At 60.6% G+C, this 19,541-nt stretch carries 15 protein-coding genes and 1 pseudogene; 7 read left to right on the top strand and 9 right to left on the bottom strand.

Annotated elements, in window-relative coordinates:
• Nucleotides 1–45 precede the first annotated feature (45 nt).
• From NGR_RS02370 to NGR_RS02380, 3 genes are all read left to right on the top strand, one after another.
• Nucleotides 46–1,044 (top strand): ABC transporter substrate-binding protein, encoded by a 999-nt coding sequence (locus NGR_RS02370; protein ID WP_012706547.1) that lies wholly within the window; start codon nucleotides 46–48, stop codon nucleotides 1,042–1,044.
• Nucleotides 1,045–1,144: 100 nt separating this feature from the next.
• Nucleotides 1,145–2,032 carry an ABC transporter permease gene (locus tag NGR_RS02375; protein WP_012706548.1) on the top strand — a complete coding sequence of 296 codons (888 nt, stop codon included), beginning with the start codon at nucleotides 1,145–1,147 and terminating at the stop codon, nucleotides 2,030–2,032.
• Nucleotides 2,025–3,098, top strand: coding sequence for a quaternary amine ABC transporter ATP-binding protein (locus NGR_RS02380; RefSeq protein ID WP_012706549.1), 1,074 nt, complete (start codon nucleotides 2,025–2,027; stop codon nucleotides 3,096–3,098). Before NGR_RS02375 ends, NGR_RS02380 begins: the two co-directional genes overlap by 8 nt.
• Before the next feature lie 99 nt (nucleotides 3,099–3,197).
• On the opposite strand, the pseudogene NGR_RS02385 reads toward NGR_RS02380, so the two are convergent.
• The 3 genes and pseudogenes from NGR_RS02385 to NGR_RS02395 all read right to left on the bottom strand — a co-directional run.
• Nucleotides 3,198–3,440, bottom strand: a pseudogene (locus NGR_RS02385) (tyrosine-type recombinase/integrase); the annotation flags it as partial.
• 189 nt (nucleotides 3,441–3,629) lie between these two features.
• Nucleotides 3,630–4,898 (bottom strand): beta-ketoacyl-ACP synthase II, encoded by a 1,269-nt coding sequence (fabF, locus tag NGR_RS02390; protein ID WP_012706551.1) that lies wholly within the window; start codon nucleotides 4,896–4,898, stop codon nucleotides 3,630–3,632.
• Nucleotides 4,899–4,974: 76 nt separating this feature from the next.
• Entirely contained in the window at nucleotides 4,975–5,565 is a 591-nt protein-coding gene (locus NGR_RS02395) for a TetR/AcrR family transcriptional regulator (protein WP_012706552.1), read from the bottom strand.
• Nucleotides 5,566–5,661: 96 nt separating this feature from the next.
• On the opposite strand from NGR_RS02395, the gene NGR_RS02400 reads away from it, so the two are divergent.
• From NGR_RS02400 to NGR_RS02410, 3 genes are read left to right on the top strand one after another with little or no spacing between them, the layout of a single operon-like run.
• Nucleotides 5,662–6,774, top strand: coding sequence for an efflux RND transporter periplasmic adaptor subunit (locus tag NGR_RS02400; protein ID WP_012706553.1), 1,113 nt, complete (start codon nucleotides 5,662–5,664; stop codon nucleotides 6,772–6,774).
• The gene (locus tag NGR_RS02405; protein WP_012706554.1) at nucleotides 6,774–9,887 is read left to right on the top strand and encodes an efflux RND transporter permease subunit; all 3,114 of its coding nucleotides are present in this window, start codon (nucleotides 6,774–6,776) and stop codon (nucleotides 9,885–9,887) included. Before NGR_RS02400 ends, NGR_RS02405 begins: the two co-directional genes overlap by 1 nt.
• A gap of 41 nt (nucleotides 9,888–9,928) precedes the next feature.
• Nucleotides 9,929–10,636 (top strand): TetR/AcrR family transcriptional regulator, encoded by a 708-nt coding sequence (locus NGR_RS02410; RefSeq protein WP_240545098.1) that lies wholly within the window; start codon nucleotides 9,929–9,931, stop codon nucleotides 10,634–10,636.
• 103 nt (nucleotides 10,637–10,739) lie between these two features.
• On the opposite strand, the gene NGR_RS02415 is transcribed toward NGR_RS02410, so the two are convergent.
• Nucleotides 10,740–11,297, bottom strand: a complete 558-nt coding sequence (locus NGR_RS02415) for a PaaI family thioesterase (protein WP_348774919.1) — start codon at nucleotides 11,295–11,297, stop codon at nucleotides 10,740–10,742.
• 195 nt (nucleotides 11,298–11,492) lie between these two features.
• Between NGR_RS02415 and NGR_RS02420 the strand changes: the two genes are divergently transcribed.
• Entirely contained in the window at nucleotides 11,493–12,314 is an 822-nt protein-coding gene (locus tag NGR_RS02420) for an oxidoreductase (protein WP_012706557.1), read from the top strand.
• An 835-nt stretch (nucleotides 12,315–13,149) separates the two neighbouring features.
• On the opposite strand, the gene NGR_RS02425 is transcribed toward NGR_RS02420, so the two are convergent.
• The 5 genes from NGR_RS02425 to NGR_RS02445 form a co-directional block, all read right to left on the bottom strand.
• On the bottom strand, nucleotides 13,150–14,760 hold the full coding sequence (locus NGR_RS02425) for a DUF1254 domain-containing protein (RefSeq protein WP_012706558.1): 1,611 nt from the start codon (nucleotides 14,758–14,760) through the stop codon (nucleotides 13,150–13,152).
• Nucleotides 14,761–14,847: 87 nt separating this feature from the next.
• A complete protein-coding gene (locus NGR_RS02430; protein WP_012706559.1) occupies nucleotides 14,848–16,785 on the bottom strand; it encodes a DUF3604 domain-containing protein in 1,938 nt (645 codons plus the stop codon).
• A 66-nt stretch (nucleotides 16,786–16,851) separates the two neighbouring features.
• Nucleotides 16,852–17,532 carry a hypothetical protein gene (locus NGR_RS02435; RefSeq protein WP_012706560.1) on the bottom strand — a complete coding sequence of 227 codons (681 nt, stop codon included), beginning with the start codon at nucleotides 17,530–17,532 and terminating at the stop codon, nucleotides 16,852–16,854.
• Between the two features lie 123 nt (nucleotides 17,533–17,655).
• A complete protein-coding gene (locus NGR_RS02440; protein ID WP_012706561.1) occupies nucleotides 17,656–18,657 on the bottom strand; it encodes a HupE/UreJ family protein in 1,002 nt (333 codons plus the stop codon).
• Nucleotides 18,654–19,529, bottom strand: coding sequence for a peptidyl-prolyl cis-trans isomerase (locus tag NGR_RS02445; protein ID WP_012706562.1), 876 nt, complete (start codon nucleotides 19,527–19,529; stop codon nucleotides 18,654–18,656). The genes NGR_RS02440 and NGR_RS02445 overlap by 4 nt, the downstream gene beginning before the upstream one ends.
• Nucleotides 19,530–19,541: the final 12 nt, after the last annotated feature.

The raw sequence follows: 19,541 nt of genomic DNA on the forward strand, positions 1-19,541 counted from the left end.
TGGCGTCAGGGGCGAAGAACGGACATCGTATTGGGAGGAAACACGATGAAGAAACTGCTTGCTTCTACCTGCCTCATTGCCGGCTACCTGGCCGTGACGGGCACAGCCAACGCCGCCTGCGGCGACGTGACCATCGCCAGCATGAACTGGCAGAGCGCCGAGGTCCTTGCCGCGCTCGACAAATTCATCCTGACCGAAGGCTATGGCTGCAACGCCGAAATTATCGTGGGCGACACGGTCCCGACGATCACCTCGATGATCGAGAAGGGTGAGCCGGATGTCGCGCCTGAAGGCTGGGTCGGTCTGCTGCCGGAGGTCGTCAACGGCGGTATCGGGGACGGTAAACTCGTCGCCGCCGCCGACTCGCTCTCCGACGGTGGCGTGCAGGGCTGGTGGATCCCGAAATATGTCGCAGACGCCCACCCCGACATCAAGACGATCGACGACGCCCTCAAGCATCCGGAACTTTTCCCTGACCCAGAAGACAAGAGCAAGGGCGCCGTTCACAACGGCCCGGCCGGTTGGGGCGGGACGGTTGTGACCGGCCAACTCTACAAGGCCTATGGCGGTGCGGCAGCCAACTTCACGCTGATCGACACCGGCTCGGCCGCCGGCCTCGACGGCTCGATCGCCAAGGCTTACGAGCGCAAGGAAGGCTGGGTCGGCTATTATTGGGCACCGACTGCGCTGCTCGGCAAGTACGCCATGGTGAAGCTCGACCACGGCGTCGCTTTCAACGCGGCAGAATGGAAGCGGTGCAACACGGTTGCCGACTGCGCCGACCCGAAGAAGAACGATTGGCCGAAGGACAAGGTCCAGACACTTGTCACCAAAGGTTTCTCGGATCGCGCGGGCGCCGAGGTCATGGGCTATCTCGGCAAGCGCTCCTGGACGAACGACACGGTCAATAAACTGATGGCCTGGATGACCGATAACCAGGCGACCGGCGAGGATGGCGCCAAGCACTTTCTGGAAGAGAACGAAGCGCTCTGGACCCAGTGGGTCTCGCCGGAAGTGGCGGAAAATATCAAAGCCGCGCTCTAAGCAACACCTCATCTAACAATCGGCCGGCGCGCCTTCTGGCGCGCCGATGCGGGGATGCTTTGCGGCCAGCAACGGCCAACAAGGCGAGAAAGGGATCGGCATGGATTGGTTCATGAAATTTCCGACGATGGATGCTAACGGGCTTCGCAACCTCAAGAAGGCAATCGACGAGGGCTTTCGCGCTTTCACCCGCGCCTATGGGGACAGCATCGAATCCATCTTCGAGCCGTTGCAGCACTTTCTGATCTGGTCCGAGCGCTTCATGACGCGCACGCCGTGGCCGATCATTCTGCTGCTGATCGGCCTCATCGCCTGGCTCGCTAGCCGAAACTGGAAGATCGTCACCGGCGCCGTCGGCACGCTGCTCCTCATCGGCTACTTCGACATGTGGGACGACACCATGAAGACAGTCTCGATGATCTTCGTCTGTACGGTCCTCTCCATTGTTATCGGCATACCGATCGGTATCGTCATGTCGCGCTCCGATCGGGTGCAGAATGCTCTCAACCCGATCCTCGACGTCATGCAGACGATGCCGAGTTTCGTGTACTTGATTCCGGTCGTCATGCTGCTCGGTATCGGCAAGGTTCCCGGCCTGATCGCCGTCATCATCTACGCCATTCCGCCGATGATCCGGCTTACCAATCTCGGCATCCGCCTCGTCGATAAGGACGTCTTGGAAGCGGCCGACGCCTTCGGTTCGTCGAACTGGCAGAAGCTGAAGAACGTGCAGATGCCGCTCGCGCTGCCCACTCTCATGGCCGGCATCAACCAGACGATCATGATGGCGCTCGCCATGGTCGTCATCGCCTCGATGATCGGCGTGCAGGGTCTCGGCCAGCCGGTGCTGAAGGCGATCGCCAACCAATATTTTACGCTCGGCATCTTCAACGGCCTCGCCATCGTCGGTATCGCCATCATCTTCGACCGGGTCAGCCAGGCCTATGGTCTGCGACTACAGAAGCATCGGGAGATTGTTCATGGGTAATCGAAAAATCGGTGGTTTGGGTATCGAGATCAAACACCTCTACAAGATATTCGGGCCCGACGGCGCAGACTATATCAAGCTGGTGGAAGACGGTCTCACCAAAGCCGAACTGAACAGTCGCTACGGTCATATTCTCGGGTTGAGGGACATCAACATCTCCATGCCGGCTGGCGGGATTCAGGTGATCATGGGTCTTTCCGGCTCGGGGAAATCCACGCTGATCCGCCACATCAATCGCCTGATCGATCCGACATCGGGCGAGGTCCTCATTGGCAGCGAAGACGTGGTGAAGATGGACTCGAAGCAACTGCGCGAATTCCGTCGGCACAGAACGGCGATGGTGTTCCAGAAGTTCGCCCTTCTTCCGCACCGTACCGTTGTGGAAAACGCGCTTTACGGCCTGGAGATTCAAGGGGCGCCGCGCACACGTCAGGTAGATTGCGCGATGCGGTGGATCGAACGTGTGGGGCTCAAGGGTTTTGAACGGAAATATCCGAACCAGCTTTCGGGCGGAATGCAGCAGCGGGTCGGACTTGCCCGAGCGCTCGCGAACGATGCGCCGATTCTCCTCATGGACGAGGCCTTTTCTGCGCTCGACCCCCTCATTCGCATGGACATGCAAACAGTGCTGCTCGACCTCCAGAAGGAGATCAAGAAAACGATCGTGTTCATCACCCACGATCTCGACGAAGCGCTGAGACTGGGCGATCGGATTGCGATCTTGCGAGACGGTGAGGTGGTGCAGCAGGGAACCGGCCAAGAAATTGTGATGACCCCCGCCAATGAATACATCGCAAGCTTCGTCAGGGAAGTGAACCGCGCGCGGGTGCTCAAAATCGAGACGATCGCGCTCGGACCGCGCACCGCCGCTTCAGTGCCGAGAGTTTCGGTGCCGGTAGGCGCCACATTAGAAGAAGCAGCAAGGGTGATGACACGCGCCGGGGAAACAGAGATTGCGGTTGTCGACCCTGACAGGCAGACGATTGGAACGGTGACGCTGGAGCGCGTTCTCGCGTCCATGGTCGACGGCGTGGAGATGAAGACGGCCCTTCGCGGCACTGGGTGAGGCGGATTTCTCTGTTGCGGCAGAAAGCCGACGCGACCGCACCTCGCGTTTCGCGTGGCCACAGGGCGGCGCCTCTGTTCGAGGCGCCGCCATTGAGCACTACAATTCAACTTGCTCAGAGATGGCCAGGGCGTCGTCCACCTCGATTCCGAGGTATTGTATGGTGCTCTCCAGCTTCTTGTGGCCGAGCAAGAGCTGGACGGCGCGCAGGTTGCCTGTCTTCTTGTAGATGTGTGCGGCCTTCGTCCGCCTCATTGAATGCGTGTCGTAGCGTTTGGGATCAAGCCCGATGCTCGACACCCGTCGCTCGACAACCCTGCTATATTGCCGCGTCGACAGATGCGAAGCAGTGATTGCCCCTTCCATCGACGTCGAGGGCGATCCTCGCGAAGGCGTCCCGAAGACAGGACGAGAGTCCGCGTCGGCAAGTCGCCTCCGGCGCGGGTTCGCGGGTCCCAGAGCGTCGTCGTATCGTTCTTCGGAGCAGCACCGCTCTGGGGCTTCACCTTTCGGACCTGTGGTTTAGGCCGATCATTCGCTCCAACGCCGGAACAGGGCACTCGCATTCACGCCTCCGAACCCAAATCCGTTGGTGATTGCATAGTCCATCTGTAGTGGCCGGGACTTGCTCGCGACGAAGTCGATTCCGTCGCCAGCGGGATCGGGCGCATTCAGGTTCAGCGTGGGCGGTGCGACCTGATCCCTGAGTGCCAGGATCGTGAAGATTGCCTCCAGCCCACCCGCGGCGCCAAGGAGGTGCCCGGTTGCGGACTTCGTGCCACTGACTGCGATCCCTGCTGTCGAACCGAACACTGTCTTGATAGCCCCGATTTCTCCGCGATCGCCGAGCGGGGTCGATGTGGCGTGAGCGTTGAGATGTTGGATCTCATGCGGGGAAATACCTGCCTGCCCGATGGCAATTTGCATCGCTCTTGCGGCGCCGGATCCGTCCTCGGGACCGGAGGTAACATGATAGGCATCCGCCGTTGTTCCATAGCCCACCAGTTCAGCCAGCGGCTCGGCCCCGCGAGCCAGCGCATGGCTCAGGGATTCGAGCACCAAGACTCCCGCGCCTTCACCCATTACGAAACCGTCACGCATCATGTCGAATGGTCTGGACGCGAGGGCAGGGCTTTCATTGAACCCGGTTGAAAGAGCCCGGGCGGCGGCGAAGCCCCCGAGGCTTACGGTGTTCATGCACGCTTCCGTGCCGCCACAGACGGCAATGTCAGCCTCGTTCGCCCGGATCATCCGGGCCGCGTCACCGATTGCCTGGACGCCGGCCGCACATGCTGTCACAGGAGCTCCCAGCGGTCCCTTGAGACCATGTCGGATGGATACCTGGCCTGCCGCGAGGTTCACCAGGAACGATGGAATGGTGAAGGGTGAAAGGCGCCGCGGCCCTTTCTGATCGACGGTGCGCACCGCATCCGTGATCGCTGGAAAGCCTCCGATCCCGGAGGCTATGATCGTCGCCGTTCTGAGGCGGTCCTCTTCCGAGACAGGTCTCCACCGGGCTTGCGCAAGGGCTTCGTCTGCCGCCGCCATTGCGAAGAGGATGAATCGGTCGACCTTGCGCTGATCCTTCGGCGGCAAGACCCTGTCCGGATCGAAGCCAGCTTCGGCATCCTCTTCCAGGAAGGGGACAACGCCTCCGACCTTGGCGGGCAGATCGCCGACGACCTCGTCAGGAAGACGGTGGATGCCAGACTTGCCCGCGAGCAGGCGGCTCCAAGTGCTGCTGACGTTGGCACCGAGCGGACTGACCGCTCCCATTCCTGTTACGACGACACGACGCATGATGACTCCAGAAATAAAACCCGCAAACTCGCGGACAGCGGATGCTGAACCGCTTGAGAACTTGTCACTCCGCTCGTTACTCGGCCGGCTCCATGGCCGCGACACGCTTTGCTTCAGCCGCCGCTGCTTCAAGGAGACGGTCCGCCAGCTTCTCGTCCGTCAGGATGCGCGACAGAGTGACGGCGCCAACCATGAGCGCGAGCATCGCCATGGCCTTGCGGGAACCATCGTCATCGTCGCCGCTGGCCGGCATCAGTTCTTCGAGAACCTGCAGGTGGGCTTTAATGCCATCCTGAAACGGTTTGCGGACGTCTACGCTCTGGCGAGCAGCATCGGATCCGAGGGCGACCAAGGGGCAGCCATCTCCAGTTTCCCCACGGTGTCCTGCCGAAAGATAAAGGTCGATGACGCCTTGGAGCGGATCCCGGCTCGAAGCAGCGACCGAGGACCACCTGCGGGTCGCGCTTTCCATCGCGCGCCGCGACGCAAGTGCTACCAGATCATCCTTGGATTCGAACTGCTTATAGAAGCCGCCCTGGGTAAGACCGGCACCCTTCATCAAATCCTTGAGGCCGATGCCATCGAAGCCGCGCTCACGAAAGAGCCTGCTGGCGACGTTGATGACCGTCTCACGGTTCGCTTCGGCCTGGGCACGACTGACTCTCATGATCGCCTCCTTTAGATTTCAGTTGACATCTATACTTCTTTTAGAGTTAGAGGGCAATCTAAGAATTATGCCGCCCCCGTCAAGAAGGCCAGTGCGATGAAACGAAAAATCCTCCTATCAACCGTGGCAGTGGCCGCCCTGGTCGCTGTCGCCGCTGCAATTTTCCTTCTCCCCTCGACGAGCAGGGATGCTGAGGCCGCAGATCCCCGCAGCCTGGCTCCGCTCGTCAGTGTGACGAAGGTCAAGACCCCAGACGCAGCAAACCGAAGCTTCACCGGCACGGTTGCTGCCCGGGTGCAGAGCGATCTCGGCTTTCGAGTCCCCGGCAAGATCGTCGAACGGCTTGTCGGCCTTGGCGAAGAAGTCAAAGCCGGGCAGCCGCTGATGCGGGTTGACGACACCGATCTGCGTCTCGCTCTGTCGGCAAAGCGCAATGCTGTTGCTGCGGCCAAGGCAACATTCATCCAGGTGCAGGCCGACGAGCGACGCTATGCTGCCCTGGTCAAGAACAGCCTGGCAGCGTCTCCGCAGAGATACGAACAGTCGAAGGCAGTGCTCGATACCGCGACTGCCCAGCTCGCCGCGGCCGAAGCAGAAGCGAAAGTTGCAGAGAACGAGGCGGCTTATGCGGTTCTCGTCGCGGACGCGGACGGCACGATCGTTGAAACGCTCGGCGAGCCGGGGCAGGTAGTCTCGGCGGGCCAGCCGGTCATTCGGCTGGCGAAATCAGGGCCCCGCGAAGCGCTCGTTTGGCTGCCCGAAAATCTCAGACCCGAGATTGGCGCCGTGGCGCAGGCCACCATCTATGGCCGGAGCACGGCAGAAAACGCGGCACTCAGGCAGATCTCCGATGCCGCCGATCCTCAAACTCGGACCTATGAAACGCGCTGGGTATTGCAGGGTTCTGCGGCGTCCGCGCCCTTGGGGGCAACGGTCACGATAAGCCTGCAGAACGAAGCGGCCAAATCACATGCCGAAGTCCCCGTTGGCGCGCTTCTCGATGACGGCGCCCGCACCGGTGTCTGGGTTTTGGATGAGCAGGGTTCCAGCGTTCATTTCCGGGAAGTGAAGGTCGAACGGATCGGCGAGGAGAAGGCCATAGTCTCGAACCTGACGGCCGGGGAAGCGATCGTTGCCCTTGGAGCGCATTTGCTTCGGGACGGAGCAAGCGTGCGCACCGGCGTGGAAAAAGCAGAGGCGGCCAACTGATGAGCTTCAACCTCTCCGCGCTTGCTGTCCGCGAGCGAGCTGTCACCCTGTTCTTCATCGTCCTGCTGGCCGCCGCCGGCGCCTATGCCTTTGTCAAGCTGGGCCGAGCAGAAGACCCGTCATTCACCATCAAGACGCTGACCGTCACAACCGTTTGGCCGGGCGCGACCGCGCGCGAGATGCAGGATCTTGTCGCCGAGCCGCTCGAAAAGCGCCTTCAGGAACTGACCTGGTATGATCGCGTGGAAACGACCACGCGGCCGGGCTACGCCTTCCTGACAGTGACGCTCAAGGACAATACTCCCGCGTCGGCAGTCGAGGGGGAATTCTACCAGGCGCGCAAAAAACTCGGCGATGAAGCTCGAAATCTTCCTCCCGGTGTCATCGGTCCTTTCGTCAATGACGAATACTCCGATGTCAGCTTCGCCCTTTATGCCTTGAAAGCAAAGGGCATGGCGATGCGTGACCTTGTTCGTCAGGTCGAGACGATACGCCAGGACATGCTTCACGTCCCGGGCGTTAAAAAGATCAACATTCTCGGCGAGCAGCCGGAACAGATTTTCGTCGAGTTTTCCTATTCCAAGCTGGCAACCCTCGGGATCTCGGCGCAAGATATCGCTGCTGCCCTGCAACGGCGCAATACCGTCACACCGGCCGGATCGATCGATACGCAGGGGCCGCAAGTCTTCATTCGGTTCGATGGTGCCTATGACAGCATCGAGTCGATTGCCGAGACGCCGATCGTCGCGGCCGGACGCGTCCTGAAGCTGTCTGACTTCGCCGAGGTGCGCCGTGGATATCAGGACCCGGCTACCTATATCATTCGCCATGACGGCGAGCCCGCCATCATGCTTGGGGTGGTGATGCAGCAGGGCTGGAACGGGCTGGAACTCGGCAAGGCGCTGGAAGAACGATCCTCCAAAATTGCGGATAGTCTGCCGCTTGGCATCACGCTCGCAAAGGTGAGCGACCAGGCGGTGAACATTCAGGAAGCCGTCGGCGAATTCATGCTGAAGTTCGCCATGGCACTCGGCGTCGTCCTGTTCGTTAGCCTCGTTAGCCTTGGCTGGCGCGTCGGGATCGTCGTGGCGCTTGCCGTTCCGCTGACGCTTGGCGTCGTTTTCCTCATCATGCTGGAGACCGGGCGATTTTTCGACCGCATCACACTCGGTGCGCTGATCCTGGCGCTCGGTCTGCTCGTGGACGACGCGATCATCGCCATCGAGGTCATGGTGGTGAAGATGGAAGAAGGCATGGACCGTATCAAGGCGGCCGCCTATGCCTGGAGCCATACGGCCGCCCCGATGCTTTCGGGTACGCTTGTAACCATCATCGGGTTGATGCCGGTTGGCTTTGCCCGGTCTACCGCCGGCGAATATGCCGGCAACATCTTCTGGATCGTCGGTTTCGCGCTGATCGTCTCGTGGATCGTAGCTGTGATCTTCACGCCGTATCTCGGCGTCAAGATGCTGCCGGCGATCAAGCCGGTGGAAGGCGGTCATCACGCCATCTACAACACCCCGAACTACCGGCGCCTTCGTGGGCTTATCGAGTTCGCAGTCCGTCACAAGTTTCTGACCTGCGGCCTCGTCGGCGTTATCATGGCTGTCTCCGTCGTCGGCATGGGGTCCGTAAAGCAGCAGTTCTTCCCGACGTCGGACCGCCCCGAGGTTCTGGTGGAAGTGCGCATGCCGGAAGGAACCAGCATCGAGACGACCACTGCAACGGTCGAGAAACTCGAAGGCTGGCTCAAAGAGCAACCCGAAACGAAGATTGCCACCAGCTACGTCGGCCAGGGTGCGCCGCGCTTCTTCTTTGCCATGGCACCCGAATTGCCAGACCCGGCATTCGCCAAGATCGTCGTGCTGACACCCGATGCGCATGGACGCGAAGCCTTGAAGCATCGCCTGCGGGAGGCAATTGCGGGCGGGCTTGCTCCGGAAGCCTATGTGCGGGTAACACAGCTCGTATTCGGCCCTTATACGCCGTTCCCAGTCGAATTTCGCATCATGGGACCTGACCCGGATGAATTGTACAAAATCTCCGAACAAGCCCTCGCAATCATGAAGACTGTGCCCGACGTTCGCCAAGCAAACCGCGACTGGGGCAATCGCACACCTGTACTGCGCTTTATTCCCGATCAGGACCGGCTCAACCTTATCGGCCTTTCTCCTTCGGAAGCCGCCCAACAGATGCAGTTGTTGCTGAGTGGGGTGCCAATCACGCAGGTTCGCGAAAACATTCGTAACGTTCCGGTAGTCGCGCGCAGCGCCGGTGAAAACAGGCTCGATCCTTCGAGGCTGGCGGACTTCTCGCTGATGAGCAGGAATGGCCGTCCGGTTCCGCTCGATCAGATTGGCCACTCCGAGATCCGCTTCGAAGAGCCGATCATGAAGCGCCGCGACCGCACTCCGGTCATCACCATCCGCTCGGACATCAACGAGGCAACGCAGCCGCCGGAAGTTTCGCAGCAAGTCATGCTGGCACTTCAGCCGCTGATCTCCTCTTTGCCTGTTGGCTATCGCATCGAAATGGGTGGCAACATTGAAGAGTCACTGAAAGCGAACGTGGCACTTGTTCAGATTTTCCCTGCCATGATTGCCGCCATGCTTATCGTCATCATCCTTCAGGTTCGGAGCCTGTCGACGATGACCATGGTGATGCTGACGGGGCCGCTCGGGCTCGCAGGTGTGGTTCCGGTCTTGCTCATCTTCAACCAACCCTTCGGTTTCAACGCCATCCTCGGCTTGATTGGATTGGCCGGCATCCTCATGCGCAACACCTTGATCCTGACGGAACAGATCAAGGAAAATCAGGCGGCGGGTCTGGATGACTACCATGCGGTCATCGAAGCCACCGTGCAAAGGACGAGGCCGGTCATCCTGACCGCCCTTGCTGCCGTCCTCGCCTTTATTCCGCTGACGCACTCGGTCTTCTGGGGATCGATGGCCTATACGCTGATCGGTGGCACGGCCGTCGGAACAGTGATGATCCTGCTGTTCCTGCCGGCGCTTTACGCGACCTGGTTCCGCATCAAGCCGCCTAAGAGGGAGTCGCATCCGCAGTCAGAGGAGGGGGCTCCCAACCTAAAACTGGCGATGGCGGCGGAGTGACCCCCATGTCCAGTCTATGCACTCGCCTGGCCGACCCTGGCATGCAGGAAAAAGACAGCGGCTCAACATCGATGGTCCGGGACGCCGATTGGGCATCCCGTGGACATAAACCGGACGCTCAAGCGCTCGGGGTGTATTCCGCAGATTCGGATGGTGCGGTTTTGGCGCAGTGGCGCAAGCGTATCCTGGATGTCGCGGAAGAGCAGATTCGCCGTGTCGGTCATCGCAAGACAACAGTTGCTGACATAGCGTTCGATCTGGGTATAAGTCGAGCGAATGTGTACCGCTTCTTTCCCACGAGAGCGGCAATTAATCAGGGTGTCTGCGCTCGGATCGCCAACAGGATTCTCGACGTCGCGCGGGAAATCTCGCAAGGGGCCGTTCCGGCAACCATCAGGCTTGCTGAGATGTTTGCCGCTCTTCATCGACATATTCAGTTGCAACTGGCGGAAGAACGGCACGCTCACGAGCTTTTCGTCGCCGCCACAGACGGCAAGTGGGAGGTCGCGAAGTGGTACTTCGATGAAATGACGAGGATATTTGAAGCGACCATTCGTAAGGGCTTGGAAGCTGGGGAGCTCAAGGGCGATGATGCAGGCAACGCTGCTCGCTGCGTTATGGTGGCGCTAATTCCGTTCGTTCACCCGCGCCTCATGGAGGAGCGGATTTCGAAGGACGGCGATTTGAAATCTGAACTCGAAGCCCAGACCCACTTCGTACTGCGGGCTTTAGCGAAGGTGCCGGGATGACCGGGTGCTTCAGTTCCCGGTGACTGATGGTCAACCCCTGAAATTTGTCGTTTCGGTTCAATCAGCGTCAGTTGTCGCTCCTACAGATCGGGCTGACGGAGGCCTAGCCGCCTTTCGGCATGATCATGCAAGTCGAAGTGCCGTGCGCGTGAACTCTACCCTGCAACGTCTCTATTCTTCCCTCCAGGATTATGATGGTCCGGCTACGCGAAAGGACATGGCCTACAATTCGCAATTCTCCGCTATCGGCGAGGATCGGACGAACGAACTTCACTGACGTTTCCAGGGTGGGACATAGTTCACCGGGCTTGAGCGTCGTATGCGCAGCGAGCGCCATAGACGTGTCCAGCATAGTCATGCTCCAGCCGCCGTGCACGGTGTTCAACGTGTTGACGAAACGTGGTTCGGGAGAAGCCCTCAGTTCAACGGCGCCCTCGTTCGGTGGCAGGAGGAGGAACGGCAGCAACTCTGCCATCGGTGGGCGTGGCCGGCTTCCTTTTGCAAGGCTTTGTACGAACTCAAGGCCAGTGAGTTTTGCCAAATTCGACGATGGGTTGGTGGATGTCAGGGGTTCGCTTCGGTGTGTCATTGCTGGGTCAGCCTCTTTGGTTCCATGTGGGACGTTCCGCAACTGACGCGGGGCCGATTGCCTGCTCACCATCAAACTCGTGCTTCTCTTCGGATGCGCCGTTCACCGAGATTTTTTGACTGATGCCACTTGATTTTTTATATTATGAATGACATCTAAGAGCACCATAGATTGCAATCAACATCTATCAAAATTATGCTACCGCCGCGCTCCTGCCTGATGAGCCACCGGTCAGAACCGAAAACAAATTGGATAGAGGAGGCCACTGTGCCCGAACAGAAAGTTGTAGTGATCACGGGGGCGTCCTCAGGGATTGGCGAGGCAACCGCCGGTCTTCTTGCGCAGAACGGATACCGTGTATTCGGCGGGGCGCGCGATCCCAAGCGGGCCAAATCGATTTCCGGCGTAAGATTCGGGACCCTGGATGTGACTGATGACGCATCCGTTGCGAGCTTTGTCGATTGGGTTCTGTCCGAGGCCGGAAGGATCGACATCCTGATCAATAATGCCGGTGTTTCTCTGGCGGGCCCGGTCGAACACACTTCGATTGCGGAAGCAACGAGGGTCTTTGATGTCAACGTCTTCGGCCCGCTTCGCATGATCCGCGCCGTCCTGCCGTCAATGCGAAGCGAACGCAGCGGGCTCATAATTAATATCAGCTCAGTTCTGGGCTTCCTGCCGGCGCCGTTCATGGGAATCTACGCCAGCACCAAACACGCTCTCGAGGGTATGTCCGAATCTCTCGACCACGAGATCCGCGACTTCAACGTGCGCGTTATCCTGATGGAACCGACGTTCACGAACACCAATCTCGACGTGAATGCCGCGAATACGGAGGCGCCCTTGGGCGTTTATGCCAGCCAGGCCGAAGCGACGATGAAGACTATTCTGGCTCAGATCAAATCTGCGCCAGCTCCGATTTTGGTTGCAGAAAAAATCCTGGTCGCCCTCAAGAGCCCATACAAAATGCGTCAGCCTGTCGGGGGGCAAGCGACTCTTCTAAGCCGCCTGCGCAGATTCATGCCAGCAAAGGCGGTCGATGGGAGTCTGCGAAAGACGTTCGGATTTGGTAAGGCGCCATCCTCATAGGCCCGGTTAAATTGTCCGGAGCTTAAGGGCATGCTCGCGTCCAGGTCCCTCAGGCTTCGCAAACAACTGGGCAGGTCGCTCGTCTGGCGCTTGCAAGGCCGGATGTCATCGCCTTCGGCAGCGCTCGTTCGATCGCTGCCGTTTGCTCCGTCTCAGCCACCTCGGTCACACACCTTGCTACCGCCCTTCGACAGTTTTCGGGATTTCAAGTTATTCTAACAGCGCCTAAGGAGAACTGCGAACTCCTAGACCCGCTGGTGTGTTTGATGGGCTTCGGTCGACCGCGGCCTCTGCGGCGACCACCCTGGGCTCGTCGACGCGAGCAACGGTCAGCGACCGCTCTGGGGTCAGCACCGGAAATTGCGGGCGCTATAGGCGAATGACAGCGTCGGGTCGAGAATTAGCCTTCATCAGCGTCGTGGGTGGGTGCAGGCGGAAGTCCAGCGTGAAGGCGCGGAGTAGCTGCTTTGCGGACTTGAGCCGGCGCTCACGCGCAGGGCCCGCTCTTGAAGCCAGTGGCCAACGGGCTCTACGCCAATTCCAGAATGACCGGAACTGCAGAGTAACCGCTGACCAAACCCTGCTACCCCTCGCCAGCGGAGCAATCTCGCGGCGGATCTGATTTGGCAGCTGACGAAGGCCGGGGCGGCCTGCTCCTGCGGGGGGGGGCAGACGCGGTCGCCTGCGCGAGCGCCCCGGGTGCCTGGATTGACAGCATCAATATGCTGCCAATTGCAATCATCGCTGTCCTGATCATCTGTTTACTCCCTAGCGCCGGTTCGCTCTCGACCTCCCGGAGCAAACCGGCCACGCCTCTAGTTCCAGCGGCGACCCCTTACTTCACCAATTCGATCTCGCTCGGCCGCCATTCCTTCGTGAAGAAGCTCTCGAGAGGGCTGTAGAGCCGTAGGAGGGCAAACCAGCCTTTGCCGGGGACCGTTTGGATCCAGTTGCCACGCGCGACCCCCTTTGGTTGTTCGGGACCGAAATAGATTGTCGTGGTCCCGTCGGCAGCCGCCTCGACCGCCGGGGAGGGGTAGCTCTGGCTGCCAGCACGAGGATAGCGCTGCGGCGTTTGGAGCATCGACCGCGTCTGGTTGTCGTACAGGGTGAATGACCAGAACGCGGCGGCGGGAATATTTGGCGGCAGCGTCACCTTGTAGGTCTTGCCGCCGTCAAAGTAATTCTTGTCCGCGTCCACGAAGCTCATCAGATACTGAGATCCCACTTTCGGGACGCGCATGATCATGCCCGGCGAATCGAGCGTGTAGGCGTAGTAGAAGGCCGTCTTCGAATTCAGCGTTCGGGCGCCCGTCGCCGGCAGCGGCTTGAAGAGCCCCTCGCTGGTGATCATCGGCGGCGGCGTCTCGAAGTTCGCGCCACCCTCCCACAACATGTTCGACCAGCCCGATCCCGGATAATAGGCCCAGCCCGGCACCTCGTTGGCCCGCCAGTTGAGGGCGCGTCCGACGGCGTTTCCCATCGCGGCGGCTTCGGTCAGAATCTTGCGCATCCGCTCATCAGGTTCGAACGGCTTGCCTTTGGCGATGCCGATCGCGGCGAGTTGTCCCGCGAGCTCCACATTATAGGACTCCGCTGGTTCCTGCTGAACGTTCGCGTTGATCATCTCGAAGAAATCAAAGTCGCTCGGGGGGATCGTGTTGAACGATTTGCCGCTCGCCTCGACGAACTTCGTCTCCGGAACGGGCGGATTGGCTGCGAGCTTGACGGTTCCTTCGAGCGCGGTGGCGACGCTGGTGCCAAAGCCCCCGGCGGTGTATGGATAGATCTTCAGGGTTTTCCTGACCAGTTCAGCGGTGGCCTTCGGGTCATTGTCGACGAGATAGCCGCGGCAGGCATAAAGCACCCGCATCGTCCTCGACCGAGCCACGAAATATCCGCCCTCCGGCAGCGGGCCGTCATAGCCCGGTGGGACGAGAAGATACTTTCCCCCTTCGCCGCGGTCGGGGCCGGGGTAGCCGATGTCGATGATCCAGCCGAACCACATGTCGTTGATCGTGCCGACGCCCTTGGGCGGCTGTTCGACGACCATGGGACCATTCGTAAGATCGACCACGCCCATGTAGTAAACGGTATCGGCATTCGGGGTGAGAAACAGCGAATTCGAATCCATCAGCTCCGAAAAAATCGCGATCGAGTTGTCCTTCGCACCGATGCTGCGGAATCCTTCCCGAAGGGCATAGGCCGATGCGCCGCCGTAGCTGTTGAGGTAGGCGTCCAGCGCTCGGGTGAAGTCCAGCGTGTCGTAAGCCTTTTCGACGGTTTCCTTGCTCGGGGCACCGTCTTTGAACCCTAGCGCTCCGAGACGCGTCTCGACCTTGTCGGGTGTCGAAAGCGATTTGAGGGTCTCGTGTGAGACTTGCGCCGGCGCTGCTGCGGTTTGCGCCAGAAGGAACAGGAAACCGGCGGTGACTGCGTATCTCATTGTTGCAATCTCCTGGATCAAAACTCTGCTTATGTCGCGGTTCGAGACGAACTCCGGGAATATAATCGTGCACGCGCATTCTCGGCCTCAGGGCTTGGGCGTGTACCAGATCGGTGACGTGTAGGCGCGCTCCTGCAGGGTCATCGTGGTGCCGCTGAGCGCCTTCACACCGAAGCGCTTGGCGTCGTAGGCTGTCCAGCGCGGGGTCGGGATCTCGATGACGCGGCCGTAGTAGAAGGCGGATTGGCTGAGGTCGAAGTCGGGGTCCTGCCATACGGCGATCAACTCCGGCGCGCCGATCGTATTGGTCCATGTGGCGTTGGCGACATCCACGCTGTCGCCGACCGGCGGAAGCTTTCCGTCGGCGCCGGACTTGCGGTCGCCCGACCAGGCGACGTCGTAGACCTTCTCCTGCAGCTTGCCGTCGTTGTCGAGCCAGCCTTTGACGATCTGGTAACGATCGAGATTCGCCCCGATCGGATCCTTTAGCGCCGCGACGAGGAAGGTCGGCGCTTTACCCTCTGGTGCTTCGCCGAGATCTCCGCCCATCGGCACGCCCTTGGCGTAGCCGATGCCCGCCGGCATGCGGTTTTCCGCGTCCCCCGGTCCGAAATTCCAGCCGCCGAAGAAGCGCACGATCATCCGCGGGCCGGTCGTGGCGTAGGTTTCCTTGCGCTGCATGGCATCCCACAGCGATTCGCGGGTGTTTTCCTTGGCCCAGACGGCGGCATAGCCGGAAGCAGAGACTTCCCAATCCATCACCTTCACGCCGGTCTTCGGGTTGTCGATGAAGGCGGCGGTCATGCGATGCGGGCTCGGTTCCTGCGGCACGGTCTTGCCGAAGAAATTGTCCTCCTCCAAGGCCGTGAGGGAATTATGCGCGTCGCTGCTGCCGACCAGGCCGAACTTGTAGGGGTTGGTGCCGAGTTCCTTCTCCAGCTTCAGACCGTTCTTGTAGGCCGAGCGGACGTATTCGAATTCAAGCATGTCCTTCGTCTTCGCAACGCTACCATCGAGATTGCCCTTGTCCCAGATCTCGAAATTGGCGAACTCGTCATTCGGCGACAGGAACGGGTGCGCCTCGCCGGTGCCCTTGGTCTGGGTCGCTTCATAGAGGCGCTCCCACCTCGCGCGCGTTTCGACATAGCCGCTATCGAGTTTCTTGCCGAAGGCCTCGACGGTGGGGAACATCAAACCATTGCTCAGATTGCCGTTATGCGCGATCGCGAGGACGTTGCCGCCGGTCTTTTGTTCGTAGGCTTCCATCCACTTCCAGAGGTCGACCGGATTATCGCTGCCGTAGGGCGGATAGACGGTGAAGGGTTCGACCTGGCTCGCCTTGTCGCCATTGTCGCGGAAGATGACGTTGCGGTGCAGGTTGTTGCCGCCCGTATTCCACGTCCATTCGAAACCGATGAAAGCGGTGAATTGCCCTGGGTCGTTGTGGTGCTCCGCCGCGGCAATCGTCTCCTGCCAGGCGCTGTGATAGGGACGCGTCCCCGGGAAGTACATCAGATCCTTGGGGAAGGTGCCGTGCGAAAAGGCGACGATGATTTGCATCGCGGCCTCGCCGCCCTCGCCGGATTGGATCATGTCATACCATTTGCGGCCGGTTGGATCGGCGACAAGGTCTGGCTTACCGGCGAACAGATCGGGGAAAAAGCCCATATTGTCGGAGTGATCGGCGACGACGAGAAAGTCGAGCGGGCGGGAGAGCTTCACCGGTTGGCCGGTGGAGGAAACAACCTCTTCGCCCTTTGCGAATCGATAGGCGTCCATCGGTCCGAGACGCGCACCAAAGGCGCCGGCGTCCATGGAAAAGGACGTGTGCAGATGCGTGTCGCCGAAGAACGGTCGCGTCGGAAAGTCGCGGCCGACATAGGGCGAGTAAGCCGGCGGGCGCTGGTGCGCGCGGTCGGCGGCGTCCTTGCCGAGCGTGCCGGCGTCCTGCGCCAATGCGGGCAGCACGAGACCGAATATCACCAGGCTGGTAAGCGCCGTACCTTGCAACAAAGCTTTCGTCATGATTTTCCCTCCTGAGGCATCGATTTGTTTCAATGGTGTCCCGGACCGCAGGCGAGCGCGCCGCCGTTATCGGAAGTCATTGAGTTGGGGTGGGCTACTTGCCTTGGCGGTTGTCGTCGCGGGCGCGGCGAAAGCCGGCGACTTCGACGAGGCGGCCTTACCTGCGGTGACGGGAAGCGGCTGACGTCCGACCTGTTCATAGGCAAGCAGGAACTGCGCCTGTTGCGCCGCCGATCCATAAAGGCGGATGAGGCCGATCTCGTGCGCCTTGCCGATCGTCAATCGTCCGCTCGCAATTTCGCCGATGACGCTCTCGCCGGATACGAGAACGAGATCGTCCGGTTCGGGGCCTGTTACGTGAACGCGTGTGCGCCCGGCACCGCCCGGCTCAAAGCGCGCCCACAGCATCGGCTCGATGAGAACGACCGCCACCGGCGGGCCGCGCATCCCGCCCGAGGTCGCACCCAGTCCTCGGCCAAGCCGCTCGAGCGATCGCACCGTCTTGCCGTATTTTGCGCCGAACAGATCCGGTGCTCGGGCCGCTGGGGCCGGCGGCGGCAAACGATGCGCGGCGATGGCGGCCGAGATCGAGCCAAGCACGTGCAGCGCGTCCGGATAGACCCAGTTCAACAGCCCCCGCGCCATCGTGACATCGTCATGATAGCCGCAGGCGGAACTAGCCGAGGGCGACAGCGTTGCCGCGAGCGACAGCAGAAATAGACGGGTCACGTATACGTGTCGGCGCATCGTCGACTCCTCTATTTCACGATGATTTTAGGTTCGATCGACCTAAAGTCATGAACGTGATCGTTTCTAATAAGTCAGCGCGGGATGCGGGCGAAAACCGCGAACACTTTTCCTCATCTTGCGCTAAAACATCGCCAGTCGTTGCACCGTCCAGAACATCGCAACCGAACCGATCGCATAGGCCGGAACGCGTTGCCCCCAAGTTGGAAGCGGCAGGGGGACACGACGTGCAACGGCTGCAAGCGCCAGCACCGCGGCCACGAAGAGAAGCTGACCGATCTCCACACCGAGATTGAAGAAAAGAAGCGCAAGCGGAATGTGGGTCGTGGGCAGGCCGGTTTCGCTGAGCGCGCCGGCAAAACCGAAGCCGTGCAGCAGACCGAAACCGAAGGCGACGAACCACGGCGCCTGCGCCGCTATGCCATGGTATCCTTGGTCCCGACGTATGATTTCGGCGGCAACGAAAACGATGGAAAGCGCGATCACCGCCTCCACGGGTGTCTGTGGCACATGCACAAGCCCGAGTGTCGCGAGGGCGAGCGTGATGGAATGGGCAATGGTGAAGGCGGTGATCGTCTTCACCAGCGGCCTGATGCCATGTGCCAACATGAGAAGCGCGAACACGAAGAGCAGGTGGTCAATGCCGAACAGGATGTGCTCGATCCCGAGCACCAGGTAGACCCCGGCGACTTTCATGGCGGACTCGGCTACCGGAATCGTTGTCGACGGCTCGCTTGGGGTCAGACGCTGCGTCCATGCGCTGCCATCCAGGTACTCTATGTGCGCCAGAACGTCGGTCATCGTTGCCTCGAGGCCAGCGATCGTCAGCATCTGCCCGCGTAGGGCAGGGGCGTTTAACGCCCAGGTCTCGATTGCCGCACCTGGAATGATGTGGACTGTGGGCAGCGACGCTTTGCTCGCACCGGAAAATACGGGCCTGAGGGCCAGCCTCATCTCGCCGCGCATCGGTACCTTCCACATAACGGCGAACTCGCCCGGCGCCTGTTCGCGCAATTCGAGATAGGCCGGCCGGACCTCGTGCGCGAAGGCTGCGGCGGCGACGAGCAACGGCATAAGCCAGCCAACGACAAGGGCCGCGCAGCAGATGACGGCAAGTCGCCTCATCGGACACCCACCATTGTCTGTGCCCAGCTGCTGATAAGTGGCTCGGCGCTCGGCTCCGCCACGATCTCGTATTTCTTCAGCAACTCCGCGAAGTAGCGCCGCTCGTAATTGCGCCGCTGCTCGTCACGCCATTGCGCAAGCACTTCGGCTTTCACTTCGGCGAAGGGCCTCCCCGCGGCGGGAACGACTTCGTATACGCGAACGAGATGCTGCCCGTAGGCGGATTCGATCGGGCCCATCCATTCGCCCGTCGGCAGCGCGACGACCGCGCGGGCGAAGGCCGGGCCGAACTGTGCGGCGATGTCGCTTTCCTTGCCGGCCTTCAATCCCGCGGCAGCAAGCCACTGATCCCCTTGATCGATGATCGCCGTTTGGTCGGGGCCGCCTGATGCGGCGAGCACGCGACGCGCTTCGGCTGCCGCGTCGGGCCGTCTCGAGCCGCTGAAGAAGACGTGATCGAAAGACACACGCGCTTCCTGGCGGAACATGTCGGGATGGGCATCGTAGAACTGACGCAGATCGTCTTCCTTCGGTTCGGCGATGCGTGCGGCGTCCTCGATCAGGAAGGTTAGCTTTTGTGCCAGTCTGCGCCGAATGACGGTATCGTCCTGGTCTAGGCCCAAGGCGCGGGCTTCTCGCGCCAGCAACTCTTCCTTCACCAACTCGGCAACGAGACCGCGCAGTTCGTCGTTGGAGGGCGTGCGGCGCCATTGACTGGACCAGGTCTCGGAAACCCAACGCAGATGTCCGTCACTGATCCTGATCTCAGTCCGGTCGCTTGCCACAGTGTCGTCGTTCAGCCAGGCGTAGGCGGCAAACAGGGCGAGGCCGCCGATGGCGAAATGGACGAGAGGTTCCCTCAGCAGCTTCATGACACCATCCAG

The sequence above is a fragment of the Sinorhizobium fredii NGR234 genome, from assembly GCF_000018545.1.
Taxonomy (GTDB): Bacteria; Pseudomonadota; Alphaproteobacteria; order Rhizobiales; family Rhizobiaceae; genus Sinorhizobium; species Sinorhizobium fredii_A.